At 49.3% G+C, this 12,707-nt stretch carries 14 protein-coding genes; 12 read left to right on the top strand and 2 right to left on the bottom strand.

The window, feature by feature from the left end:
• Position 1: 1 nt before the first annotated feature.
• Both AC8GFK_RS06180 and AC8GFK_RS06175 read right to left on the bottom strand, forming a co-directional pair.
• Positions 2–1,225, bottom strand: a complete 1,224-nt coding sequence (locus tag AC8GFK_RS06180; RefSeq protein ID WP_506625052.1) for an isochorismate synthase — start codon at positions 1,223–1,225, stop codon at positions 2–4.
• Positions 1,226–1,825 (bottom strand): biotin transporter BioY, encoded by a 600-nt coding sequence (locus AC8GFK_RS06175; protein WP_506625051.1) that lies wholly within the window; start codon positions 1,823–1,825, stop codon positions 1,226–1,228.
• Positions 1,826–1,887: 62 nt separating this feature from the next.
• Between AC8GFK_RS06175 and AC8GFK_RS06170 the strand changes: the two genes are divergently transcribed.
• Genes AC8GFK_RS06170 through nuoK form a run of 12 tightly spaced genes read left to right on the top strand, consistent with a single transcriptional unit; the run spans position 1,888 to position 12,706 of the window.
• Positions 1,888–2,580 carry a demethylmenaquinone methyltransferase gene (locus tag AC8GFK_RS06170; RefSeq protein WP_506625050.1) on the top strand — a complete coding sequence of 231 codons (693 nt, stop codon included), beginning with the start codon at positions 1,888–1,890 and terminating at the stop codon, positions 2,578–2,580.
• A gap of 39 nt (positions 2,581–2,619) precedes the next feature.
• Positions 2,620–2,985 carry an NADH-quinone oxidoreductase subunit A gene (locus AC8GFK_RS06165; RefSeq protein WP_095673979.1) on the top strand — a complete coding sequence of 122 codons (366 nt, stop codon included), beginning with the start codon at positions 2,620–2,622 and terminating at the stop codon, positions 2,983–2,985.
• A gap of 3 nt (positions 2,986–2,988) precedes the next feature.
• A complete protein-coding gene (locus AC8GFK_RS06160) occupies positions 2,989–3,546 on the top strand; it encodes a NuoB/complex I 20 kDa subunit family protein (RefSeq protein ID WP_017955351.1) in 558 nt (185 codons plus the stop codon).
• Complete coding sequence (locus tag AC8GFK_RS06155; RefSeq protein WP_506625049.1) at positions 3,547–4,182, top strand: NADH-quinone oxidoreductase subunit C; 636 nt, start codon at positions 3,547–3,549, stop codon at positions 4,180–4,182.
• Positions 4,179–5,528, top strand: a complete 1,350-nt coding sequence (locus AC8GFK_RS06150) for an NADH-quinone oxidoreductase subunit D (protein ID WP_506625048.1) — start codon at positions 4,179–4,181, stop codon at positions 5,526–5,528. The genes AC8GFK_RS06155 and AC8GFK_RS06150 overlap by 4 nt, the downstream gene beginning before the upstream one ends.
• Entirely contained in the window at positions 5,525–6,142 is a 618-nt protein-coding gene (gene nuoE / locus AC8GFK_RS06145; protein ID WP_506625047.1) for an NADH-quinone oxidoreductase subunit NuoE, read from the top strand. Before AC8GFK_RS06150 ends, nuoE begins: the two co-directional genes overlap by 4 nt.
• Positions 6,142–7,422 carry an NADH-quinone oxidoreductase subunit NuoF gene (gene nuoF / locus AC8GFK_RS06140; RefSeq protein WP_095673975.1) on the top strand — a complete coding sequence of 427 codons (1,281 nt, stop codon included), beginning with the start codon at positions 6,142–6,144 and terminating at the stop codon, positions 7,420–7,422. The genes nuoE and nuoF overlap by 1 nt, the downstream gene beginning before the upstream one ends.
• Positions 7,422–9,785 carry an NADH-quinone oxidoreductase subunit G gene (locus AC8GFK_RS06135; RefSeq protein WP_506625046.1) on the top strand — a complete coding sequence of 788 codons (2,364 nt, stop codon included), beginning with the start codon at positions 7,422–7,424 and terminating at the stop codon, positions 9,783–9,785. Before nuoF ends, AC8GFK_RS06135 begins: the two co-directional genes overlap by 1 nt.
• A complete protein-coding gene (nuoH, locus tag AC8GFK_RS06130; protein ID WP_095673973.1) occupies positions 9,782–11,011 on the top strand; it encodes an NADH-quinone oxidoreductase subunit NuoH in 1,230 nt (409 codons plus the stop codon). The genes AC8GFK_RS06135 and nuoH overlap by 4 nt, the downstream gene beginning before the upstream one ends.
• A complete protein-coding gene (gene nuoI, locus AC8GFK_RS06125) occupies positions 11,011–11,637 on the top strand; it encodes an NADH-quinone oxidoreductase subunit NuoI (protein ID WP_095673972.1) in 627 nt (208 codons plus the stop codon). The genes nuoH and nuoI overlap by 1 nt, the downstream gene beginning before the upstream one ends.
• Positions 11,637–12,407, top strand: a complete 771-nt coding sequence (locus AC8GFK_RS06120) for an NADH-quinone oxidoreductase subunit J (protein WP_095673971.1) — start codon at positions 11,637–11,639, stop codon at positions 12,405–12,407. The genes nuoI and AC8GFK_RS06120 overlap by 1 nt, the downstream gene beginning before the upstream one ends.
• Entirely contained in the window at positions 12,407–12,706 is a 300-nt protein-coding gene (gene nuoK / locus AC8GFK_RS06115) for an NADH-quinone oxidoreductase subunit NuoK (protein ID WP_095673970.1), read from the top strand. Before AC8GFK_RS06120 ends, nuoK begins: the two co-directional genes overlap by 1 nt.
• The last annotated feature ends 1 nt before the right edge of the window (position 12,707 follow it).

Here is a 12,707-nt window from a genome sequence, read left to right as displayed (position 1 = left end):
CTTAGGTGTGCAACGCCGAGCGCATAGGAATCATCTTTGCAGCGCTCTCTTCCAGTTCCTTTTCAGGGTTAGAGCCAGCAACGATTCCACAACCAGCGTAAATACGAATTTCTTTTCCAGTTATCTGACCCGTGCGAAGTGCAATGCCAAGTTCGCCATCGCCACTTGCATCGATCCAACCGACAGGACCTGCATAACGTCCTCGGTTCATTCCTTCAATTTCATCAATGATGTCGAAGGCAATGTTGCGCGGAGTTCCACAAACTGCTGCTGATGGGTGCAAACTCTTTAGAAGTGAGAATGCATCAACGCGTTGTTTTGTCTCAGTAAGTGCGCCAGTTACATCTGTTGCTAAGTGCATGACGTTGGCTAAGTGCAGAACAAATGGAGATTCTGGAACGTTGGTGGAAGAGCAGAATGGCTCAAGCGCTTCAGCAACAGAGCGAACTGCATATTCATGTTCTTCGAGATCTTTTGATGAACGAGCAAGGGATGCAGCAAGTGCCAAATCTTTTTCGTCATCGCCTGTCTTTGGAATTGTTCCAGCCAATACGCGCGATGTAACCATGCCACGAGAAAGACGAAGCAAGAGTTCAGGAGTTGCTCCAACAAGACCGTCGACAGCAAATGTCCATGTCGATGGATATTCGGCAGCGAGTTTCTGTAATACAGGAATCGCCTCAATCTCTTGCGTTGATGTTGCAACGAGATCGCGAGCTAGAACCACCTTGTCGACCTGCGAAGAATCTATGCGCCTAATTGCTTCAGCAACGCGCTCTTTCCATGCATCAGTACTGATGCTTCCATCGCTAAATGTAAATGTGCCTTGTGAAAATTCAGCGGGGGATTCAGGAAGAACTGGTTGCGGTGAATCGCCAATCCACGTGATCCAAGATTGTGAGCCCTTTTGGCCAACAACAACCTTAGGAATTACAAGTACTGATTCTTCGTTGCGATCAAATGAGAACGAAGTAAAGAGAACTGGTCCAGTGCCACTTCCATGCACTGAATTAGCAACAGCGAAAGTTTCTAGCTGGTGATGCCACCAATCGCGCGCATCTTCAAAACGATTACGCCCGCTTACCTTTGTTGTCGCATGAACGCCCCAACCAACAAGACCTTCACCATTACGCACCCACGATAAAGGCGCATGAGTAGGCAAGAGATCTAGCAGCGGAAGATGTTCACCAATACGAGTTGTGGTGACGGGGATAAGTGAAGCCATTTAGCGATTGAGGCTACGTGAAATTTTTCGCCATACAAGCGGAAGTGAAGTTGCAGTGATTGCAATCTTGAGAGCTTCACCGAGAATGAATGGAGTAAGGCCTGCCTTAAATGTTGCAGCCCATGTCAGATCAAGTGAAGCGTGAAGCCATGCCAGACCAAAAGTAAAGATGACTAAGTCGCCAAATAGAAGTGCAGGAAATGATGTGCGGAACTTTTGATCTGCTTTGCGATCTGCCAGATAACCAAGAAGAAGAGATGCAACGAGCATTCCAACGAGGTATCCACCTGTTGCGCCAAGAAGGCGATCGAGTCCGTGGTTAGCAGCTGTTGCAGATGGAGCGAAGATTGGAGCTCCAGCAACGCCAGCCAAGATATATGTTGCAAAAGTTATGAATCCAAGACGAGCGCCATACGTTGTTCCGATAAGAAGAACAGCAAGAGTCTGACCTGTGACAGGAACCGGTGAACCTGGAACTGGAATTGCAATCTGTGCGAGCAATGAGATGAAGCCGATTCCACCAACGACAAAGAGCGCCTCTGTCAGTGCAGTGCTGCGTGGGAAAACGGTTGCGCGGAGTGAGCCAGAGTGCATTGACATCGGCAATATCCCTCTTTCATTACAAGTTGTGCGCAGAGCCTACTCTCAGCGACAATATGTGCATGTCACGCGCCAATATGGATAAGAATCCCGACGAAGTCGCCGCAATGTTCGATGGCGTCGCTAAGCGCTATGACCTCGTCAACGATCTCTTGAGCCTCGGGCGTACCAAAGCCTGGCGTAAGCAGACCACCAAGATCATCGCTCCGCGTGCAGGGCAGAAGATCCTCGATTTAGCAGCTGGAACAGGCTCAAGTTCAGAACCTTTAGCCGCAGCTGGCGCCGACGTGATTCCAGCTGATTTCAGCGAGGGAATGCTGGCTGCCGGCCGCAAAGCCCGCCCGCACCTGCCCTTCACCAAGGCCGATGCCCTCAATCTCCCCTTTGCCGCCAATGAATTCGATACCGCGACCATCTCTTTTGGCCTTCGCAATACCCAGAACACCGCCAAGGCGCTCGCTGAGATGCTTCGGGTCGTAAAGCCTGGGGGACACCTGGTCGTCGCGGAGTTCTCAAGCCCTACCTGGCGTCCGTTTCGTACTATTTATACCAATTATCTAATGCGCGCCCTACCGTGGGTCGCCCGCAAGACTTCATCAAATCCAGATGCCTATATCTACCTCGCTGAATCCATCCGGGCATGGCCAGACCAGAAAGCGCTCGCAGCCCAAATCGAGGCAGCTGGCTGGACCAATGTCACCTGGACCAATCTCACCGGTGGAGTTGTCGCAGTTCACAAAGCCCGCAAGGCGTAACGGTTTGATTGGCTACAACGACCGCTTAAGATTTCGCACGTGAGCGCAAATCCATATATCCCGATTCTGGTGATCTTCGCTATCGGCTTCGGATTCGCAGCATTCTCCGTAGGAATTGCAGCTGTCACCGGACCTGCACGCTACAACCGCGCTAAGCAAGAAGCTTACGAGTGCGGAATCGAACCATCACCACAAGCTCTTCAAGGCGGACGCTTCCCTGTGAAGTACTTCCTTACAGCAATGCTCTTTATTGTCTTCGATATTGAAATCGTATTTCTCTATCCATGGGCAGTTACTTTCGACAAGCTCGGACTTTTTGGATTAGTTGAAATGGCAATCTTTATCGGAACAGTATTCGTCGCTTATGCATATGTATGGCGTCGCGGTGGATTGGAATGGGATTAATTCGTGGGCCTAGAAGATAAGTTACCAAGCGGAGTTTTACTTTCAACTGTCGAAGGACTTGCCGGTTACATGCGCAAGAGCTCTGTCTGGCCAGCAACATTCGGTCTTGCATGTTGCGCGATTGAAATGATGGCACTTGGTTCAGCCCCAAAACATGATATTTCTCGTTTCGGTATGGAACGTTTCTCCGCGTCACCTCGTCAAGCAGATCTCATGATCGTTGCAGGTCGCGTTTCACAGAAGATGGCTCCAGTACTTCGTCAGATTTACGATCAAATGACAGCGCCAAAGTGGGTTATCTCAATGGGTGCATGTGCTTCATCGGGTGGAATGTTTAACAACTACGCAATCGTTCAAGGCGTCGATCACATCGTTCCTGTTGATATTTACTTGCCAGGTTGCCCGCCACGTCCAGAACAGTTGATGGATGCAATCATCAAGCTACACACTCTTATTGGCGATACAAAGCTCGGTCCAAATCGCGAAGCGATTATCAAAGAAGTTGAACTTGCTGCACTAAACGCAAAGCCAACCATCCAAATGAAGGGGTTGCTGGCGTAAATGACTCAAGATCAGACAGGTATGTTCGGCGCTGCAGGCACCGGAGATACTTCAGGATACGGCGGCCTTGTCCGCACAGCGGCTTCAACCGGTTCAACTGAGCGCCCATACGGCGGATATTTCGATGATGTCGCCGATGACCTCGAGCGCGCATACCCAGATTTCGCAGATGCAATTACTCGCGTCGTAGTAGATCGCGGTGAACTCACACTTCACATTAAGAAGTCACGACTTCTCGAAGTTGCATTTATCTTGCGCGATAAATTGAAGTTTGAAATGTGCATGGGTGTATCTGGCGTTCACTATCCAGATCGCACAGGTGCAGAACTCGTTGCACTGTATCCATTGCTTTCAATGACAAAGAACCAGCGCGTTCGTCTTGAAGTTGCAACATCAGAACTTGATCCACACATTCCATCACTCGTTGAAGTATGGGCAGGAAATAACTGGCACGAGCGCGAAACTTTCGACATGTTCGGAATCATTTTTGATGGCCACCCAGGACTTACTCGTATCTTGATGCCAGATGACTGGGATGGACATCCACAACGTAAGGATTACCCACTCGGTGGAATTGCAGTCGAATACAAGGGCGCAACAACACCTGCACCTTCAAACCGCAGGAGCTACCGATGACCACATTTGATCCAAAGCTCGATCCATACGCATCATCACGCGAAACTACTGAAGGCACGGTCTTCTCAGTAACTGGCGGCGACTGGGATTCACTCGTCTCTGAAATCGGTGAATCAAAAGAAGAGCGCATCATCGTAAATATGGGTCCTCAGCACCCATCAACTCACGGTGTGCTTCGCCTCGTTCTTGAACTCGAAGGTGAAACCGTTACTGAAGTACGTACAGGTATTGGTTATCTTCACACCGGAATCGAGAAGAACATCGAATTCCGCAACTGGACCCAGGCAGTCACATTTGCAACTCGTATGGATTACTTGGCACCAATCTTCAACGAAACCGCTTACTGCCTCGCTGTCGAAAAGCTTCTCGGAATCACCAACGACATCCCAGAGCGCGCATCAGTAATCCGCGTCATGATGATGGAGCTCAACCGAATTTCTTCACACATGGTGGCACTTGGTACAGGTGCTCTCGAACTCGGTGCCATGGGCCCAATGTTCTTTGCTTTCCGCGATCGCGAAATCGTTCTCGATACCTTCGAAGAAATTACTGGCCTACGTATGAATATGGCCTATGTCCGCCCAGGTGGAGTCTCACAAGATCTCCCAGCAGGCATGACCGTAAAGATTCGCGAAATTGTAAAGACTCTTCGCAAGAACTTTGATGACAATGCAAAGCTTCTTATTGGCAACACAATCTGGATGAAGCGCACCGAAGGAATCGGTTACCTTGATCTTGCTGGTTGTACAACGCTAGGAATCACAGGTCCGGTACTTCGCTCTGCAGGACTTCCTTGGGATCTTCGCAAGATGCAGCCTTACTGCGGTTACGAAAATTACGAGTTCGATGTCATCACAGCAGATACTGCAGATGTCTACGGTCGCTTCTTGGTACGTATGGCTGAACTCGAACAATCACTTCGCATCATTGAACAAGCAGCAGATAAGCTCGACAAACTTGAAGGACAGCCAGTGATGGTTGCCGATAAGAAGATTGCATGGCCAGCACAGCTCGCTCTCGGTGCAGATGGACTTGGAAACTCACTCGATCACATCCGCGAAATCATGGGTTCATCGATGGAATCACTTATCCATCACTTCAAACTCGTTACCGAAGGTTTCCGCGTTCCAGCAGGACAGGCTTATGCAGCAGTCGAATCACCTCGCGGTGAACTTGCCGCTCACGTTGTCTCTGACGGTGGAACGCGTCCATACCGTGTTCACTTCCGCGAACCATCTTTTAACAACTTGCAATCAACATCAGCAATGAGCGAAGGCGGAATGGTCGCTGACATCATCGGCGCTGTTGCATCTATCGATCCAGTTATGGGAGGCGTTGACCGATGACTCTAGATCGCGATCTGATGCAGACAATTATTCAGCGCTACCCACGTAGCCGTTCTGCAATCATGCCTTTACTTCACTATGTGCAATCTGTATCTGGATATGTCACCAATGAAGGAATCGAAACAATTGCAGAACTACTTGTGATTGAAACTGCTGAAGTATCAGCTGTTGCTACTTTCTACACTCAGTACAAGCGCAAGCCAGTGGGCGAGTACCACGTAGGTGTTTGCACAAATACTTTGTGCGCAGTTATGGGTGGAGATGCAATCTTCTCAGCGCTTAAGGATCACCTCGGCGTTGAAAATGATGGCGTTACAGCAGATGGAAAAGTTTCTCTCGAACATATCGAATGCAACGCAGCTTGCGATTACGCACCTGTAGTCATGGCTAACTGGGAGTTCTACGACAACCAGACAGTCGAATCTGCAAAGGCTCTTGTCGATGGTGCGCGTGCCGGAAATCCACCAGCTCCAACTCGTGGCCCAAAGAAACTTGTTACATATAAAGAAGCATCAGCTGTTCTTGCAGGTCTCGATGACGGACTTGCTCGTGAAGGTGTTCAAGCAGGCGAAGCAACTCTTCTCGGACTTAAGCTTTCGAAGGAAGGAAAGTAATGTCAAAGTTAACTCCCATCCTTTCTGCACATTGGGATCAGGCAGATTCATTTACCATCGAGGCTTACACACGTAACGGTGGTTACACAGCATCAAAGAAGGCTCTCGCAATGGATCCTGATGCTGTTATTCAACTTGTTAAAGATTCAGGACTTCGCGGTCGCGGCGGCGCAGGCTTCCCAACCGGAATGAAGTGGGGCTTTATCCCACAAGGTGACGATAAAGATCACTACCTAGTTGTGAACGCTGATGAATCAGAACCAGGAACATGTAAGGACATGCCACTTCTTATGGCTAACCCACACGTTCTCGTCGAAGGTTGCATCATCGCAAGCCATGCAATTCGCGCAAAGCATGCATTCATTTATATTCGTGGCGAAGTAACTCACGTCGCTCGTCGCGTAAACGCTGCAATTGCTGATGCATATAAGGCAGGACACCTCGGCAACGGAATCGACCTCACACTTCATATCGGCGCAGGTGCATATATCTGCGGCGAAGAAACAGCACTTCTTGATTCACTCGAAGGTTTCCGCGGGCAACCACGTCTTCGCCCACCATTCCCAGCAATTGCTGGTCTTTATGCGCGTCCAACAGTGGTCAATAACGTCGAATCAATTTCTGCAGTTCCTGCAATCATCAATAACGGCGCAGAGTGGTACCAATCAATGGGTACAGAAAAGTCAAAGGGCGCAACTCTTTACTCACTCTCAGGACACGTGAATAACCCAGGACAGTTTGAAGCTCCACTCGGAATTACCCTTCGCGAAATTCTTGATCTTGCAGGTGGAATCCGTAACGGACATAAGCTCAAGTTCTGGACTCCAGGTGGATCTTCAACTCCGCTATTTACAGATGCACATCTTGATATTCCTTTGGATTACGAAGGCGTTGCCGCTGCAGGTTCAATGCTTGGTACAAAAGCTCTACAAATTTTTGATGAGACAACTTGCGTTGTTCGCGCAGTACTTCGCTGGACCGAGTTCTACAAGCACGAATCTTGCGGAAAGTGCACACCATGTCGTGAAGGCACTTGGTGGTTGGTACAGATTCTTCGCGATCTCGAAAACGGAACAGGTACTGAAGCAGATCTCGAGAAGTTGCTTGATCTCTGCGACAACATCATGGGCCGTTCATTCTGCGCACTTGGTGATGGCGCAACTTCACCAATCACATCTTCAATTAAGTACTTCCGCGACGAATACATCGCACACGTGACAAACGGTGCCTGCCCATTCGATCCAGTTAAGTCCACACTCTTTGCAGGGGCGGTGAACTAATGACTACTACCCAAGATTCAGCTGTTGCAGTGGAGATGATCACTGTTGTTATCGATGGTTTTGAAGTCTCTGTTCCAAAAGGAACTCTCATTATTCGTGCAGCAGAGAAGCTCGGAATTCAGATTCCACGTTTCTGCGACCACCCACTTCTTGATCCAGTTGGAGCATGCCGTCAATGTCTCGTTGATGTCGAAATCAACGGCCGTGCATTTCCAAAGCCACAGGCTTCTTGCACCATCCCTGTCGAACCAAACATGATTGTTAAAACTCAACTCACTTCACCTGTTGCCGACAAGGCGCAGAAGGGTGTGATGGAGCTTCTTCTTGGTAACCACCCACTCGATTGCCCAGTTTGCGATAAGGGCGGCGAATGCCCACTTCAGAACCAGGCGATGAGCAATGGCCGTGCTGATGCACGCCTCGATGGATACAAGCGCACATTTGAAAAGCCAATTAATATCTCTTCATCAGTTCTTCTTGATCGCGAACGTTGCGTTCTCTGTGCACGTTGTACCCGTTTCTCTGCACAGATTGCTTCAGATCCATTTATTACTCTCAACGAACGTGGTGCTCTACAACAGGTAGGTATCTACGAGAACGATCCATTTAAGTCTTACTTCTCAGGTAATACTGTTCAGATCTGCCCGGTGGGCGCACTCACTGGTGCTTCATACCGATTCCGTGCACGTCCATTCGATCTCGTTTCAACTCCATCTGCATGCGAACACTGCGCATCAGGTTGCGATATGCGTACCGACGTCCGTCGCGGAAAGACTCTTCGTCGTCTTGCTGGTGATGACCCATCTGTTAACGAAGAGTGGAACTGCGATAAGGGTCGCTGGGCATTTAAATATGTAACAGCTCTCGATCGCCTTACTCATCCACTCGTTCGCAATTCAGCTGGCGAACTCGTACAGGCTTCATGGCCTGAAGCACTTGCAGCAGCAGCTGCAGGACTTAAGGGAAAGCGCGCCGCAGTTCTTACTGGTGGTCGCGTAACAACTGAAGATGCTTACGGTTATTCAAAGTTCGCCCGTCTTGCTCTCGGCACAAACGATATTGATTACCGTGCTCGCGTTACATCTGATGAAGAGCGCGACTTCCTTGCAGCTCACGTTGCAGGATCATCAACTACGTACCGCGATATCGATACAGCGGATCACGTTGCACTAATTGCTTTCGAACCTGAAGAAGAATCACCAATCGTCTTCTTGCGCCTGAATAAGAACTTTAAGAAGCGCGGACTCAAGGTTTCAGCTGTTGCCACCAAGGGTTCAATCGCAATGGATAAGCTCAAGGCTGATTTCATTAAGGTCGCGCCTGGTGCCGAAAGCTCTGCGGTTGCTGGCCTTGCGCTCACAGCAAAGTCAGTCATTCTCGTAGGCGAACGCGCATCTGAAAGCGCAGGGCTCTTCTCAGCAGTTGCTGCGCTCTCTGCAAAGACAGGCGCAAAGATTGCTTACATTCCACGTCGCGCAGGCGAACGCGGTGCACTCGAAGCAGGCGCACTCGGCACAGTTCTTCCTGGCGGTCGTCCAGTTACAGATGCAGCAGCACGCGTAGATATCGCTGCAGCATGGGGAGTCGATTCACTTCCTTCAACACCGGGTCGCACATCTACAGAAATCATCGATGCCCTTGCATCAGGTGATCTCGATGCAGTTGTCGTCGGTGGCGTAGATGCACACGATCTTCCACATTCTCGTACAGCGCTCGATGCGCTCAAGAAGTCATTCGTTGTCTCACTTGAAATCGCACCAAGCTCAGTAACAGCTGTCGCAGATGTTGTCTTGCCGGTTGCTGCAATTACTGAAAAGAGCGGAAGCTTCCTTAACTGGGAAGGCCGCGCACGTGCATTTGATTCAGCAGTTGCTGACTCTCATAACCGTAGCGATGTGCGCATCCTTTCAATGCTCGCCGATGCTCTTGGTAATCCAATTGCACTTGGCACAGTTACTTCATCAGCTCGCGAATTTAACCAACTTGGTTCATGGGATGGAGCGCGAGTACAGCTCGCACCTGTCGCTGCAGGAACAGCGAAGTCAGTATCAGGCAACGATGCACTTCTCTCTTCATGGCGCCGATTGCTCGATATGGGTAGCTTGCAAAAGGGTGAAGATAATTTGGCTGGCACACGTCGCCCAACAGTTGCAGTGATTTCTCCAAAGCGCGCTGAATCAATCGGCGTAGCAACGGGTCAGCAAGTTCGTGTTTCAAATGCGCACGGCTCAATCACAATTCCAGTACTTGTCGAAGATATCCATGAAGATGCAGTGTGGATTCCACGTAATTCATTTGCTTCTCAAGCACTTGTTGCACTCGATGCGGTACATGGCGATGTAGTTACGGTGGTGAAGGCATGACAACAGCAGAACTTCTCGGAACAGATCCAGGTTGGATCATCGCGGTAAAGGCCGTGATGGTCTTTGGTATCTGCGTACTTGCTACCTTGATGGCTGTCTGGACCGAACGTCGCGTACTTGCCAAGATGCAGCTTCGCACCGGCCCTAACCGCGTTGGCCCGGCAGGACTACTTCAATCACTATCTGACGGCGTAAAGCTTGCACTTAAGGAAGACATCATTCCTGCAGCTGCCGATAAGGTCGTTTTCATTATTGCTCCAATCATTGCAACAGCAATGTGCTTTATGTCTTTCGCTGTTATTCCAATGACAGGCGTTGTTAATCTCTTCGGTCATAAGACAGCTCTTCAACTCACAGATCTTCCAGTAGGCGTTCTCTACATCTTGGCTGTTACATCAATCGGTGTTTATGGCGTTGTTCTCGCTGGCTGGTCTTCAGGATCTACCTACCCACTTCTCGGTGGTCTGCGCTCAAGTGCCCAGGTCATCTCATATGAAGTAGCGATGGGACTTTCACTCGTTGCGGTCTTTATCTACGCGGGCTCAATGTCCACATCAGTCATTGTTGATTCGCAACATCAGCACATCTGGAATGCAGTAGTTCTCTTCCCATCATTTGTTATTTACGTAATCTCAATGGTCGGTGAAACCAACCGTGCTCCTTTCGACTTAGCTGAAGCTGAAGGCGAACTTGTAGGTGGATTCCACACTGAGTACTCATCACTTAAGTTCGCACTCTTCTTCCTTGCAGAATATGTAAATATCATCGCTGTTTCTGCACTTGCATCAACACTCTTCTTAGGCGGATATCACGCACTTCCAGGCCTTGGCTTTACAGAGCAGTGGCTCGGTGGCTGGTTCACACTTATCTGGTTCTTCGCCAAAGTTAACTTTTTCTTCTTTATCTTTATGTGGCTACGTGGCTCACTTCCACGTCTTCGCTACGACCAGTTTATGAAGTTTGGCTGGAAGGTTTTGATCCCTGTCTCACTCATCTGGATCTTGATTGTGGCAACTCTTCGCGTCCTTCAGCAAGAAGGTGCATCACGTTCTGCAATCATCGCTTTCGCAACTGGCGTAGTCATTCTCGTAATGGCTGCTAGCTCACTCTTTGAGAGAAATAAAGAGAAGGTGCGCGCTATCGATCTTCCAGAAGGTGAAGCGCCAAACTTCCCAGTTCCATCTCTGCCACAAGTTCAATCCATCAACGTCTCAGGGGGCAAGTAATGACTGACTTCAACGAGCAGATGGGCATTGAGAAGAAGAACTCTGGCCAAGCAGATATCAACTCTGTTCCATTTACTGAAGTAGAACAGCCAGGGCCAGCCTCTCTTGCACAGCAGGCAAAAGGTTTTTGGGTCACCTTCTCAACAATGTTTAAGAAGAACCAGACTGTCCAGTACCCAGATGTAAAGGCACCAACAGCGCCACGTTTCCATGGACGCCACCAACTTAACCGCCACCCTGATGGGCTAGAAAAGTGCATCGGTTGCGAACTCTGCGCATGGGCATGCCCAGCAGATGCGATCTTCGTTGAAGGCGGAAATAACACTCCAGGAAATCAACTTTCACCCGGAGAACGCCACGGAGCGGTTTATCAAATTAACTATCTTCGCTGCATCTTCTGCGGTCTCTGCGTTGAAGCATGCCCAACACGTGCTCTCACAATGACAAACGAATACGAACTTGCCGACGATAAGCGCGAGAAGTTGATCTTCGAAAAGGAAGATCTACTTGCTCCACTTCGTCAGGGAATGCTCGCACCTCCACATCCAATGTATCCAGGTATGACAGATACCAACTATTACAACGGTGATGTGAAAGAAGCTCATCCAAGTCAGGGAGCTAATTAATGTTGACGATTCAAACTCCTGAAGCGATTATGTTCTGGGTGCTCGCCCCACTTTCAGTTGTGGCAGCTCTTGGAATGCTCCTCGTGAAGAAGGCTGTTCACTCAGCGCTTCTTCTTGCTTGGGTCATGATTACTCTCGCTATTTTCTATATCGCTCAGGATGCGCTCTTCCTTGGCATTGTTCAGATTGTTGTCTACACAGGCGCAGTCATGATGCTCTTCCTCTTTATTCTCATGCTTGTTGGTGTTGATGCATCTGATTCACTCACCGAAACAATCCCAGGTTTACGTCCAATCGCAATCACAGCAGCTATTGGATTTGGTGGCCTCCTTGTTTCACTGATTGGTCGCGCAACCCTGGGCCACGATGCTTATGGCCTCACTCAAGCAAATAGCGAAGGAAACGTTGAAGCACTTGCTCAACTTCTCTTCTCAACATACGTCTTCCCATTTGAAGTTGTCTCAGCACTCTTGATTACTGCAGCCCTTGGCGCAATGGTTCTTGCTCATCATCAGCGCGCAGTTCCACGCGTTTCACAGCGCGAACAAGCTATTGCTCGTTTCCGCGGTGAATCTCTCGGAAGCGCCGCAGGCCTTCCAAACCCTGGTGTATTTGCCCGCCACAACGCAGTTGATGTTCCTGCTCTTCTTCCAGATGGATCTGCAGCACCTAACTCAATTTCTGCAACGCTCAAGGCTCGTGGAGATATGTTGGATTCAACTCAATTCGAACTCAGCGAAGTCGATAACACTGTGACGGAGGAGAAGTAATGAATCCGTATAACTATCTCTACCTCTCAGCCCTACTCTTTACTATCGGAGCTATCGGAGTTGTTGTTCGTCGCAACGCGATCGTTGTCTTTATGTGCATCGAGCTCATGCTCAACGCTGCAAACCTAACTCTCGTAACTTTCTCACGTATTAATGGAACTCTCGATGGACAGGTTGTTGCCTTCTTTACAATGGTTGTAGCTGCCTGCGAAGTTGTAGTTGGCCTTGCAATCATCGTGGCGATTTACCGTTCACGCCGATCAGCATCTGTTGATGATGCTAGTTTGTTGAAGCGATAAC

The organism is Planktophila turicensis (SeqCode), assembly GCF_965234405.1.
Classification (GTDB): domain Bacteria; phylum Actinomycetota; class Actinomycetes; order Nanopelagicales; family Nanopelagicaceae; genus Planktophila; species Planktophila turicensis.
Note: the sequence above shows the minus strand (reverse complement) of the source record. Positions and strands in the feature narration are given on the sequence as shown.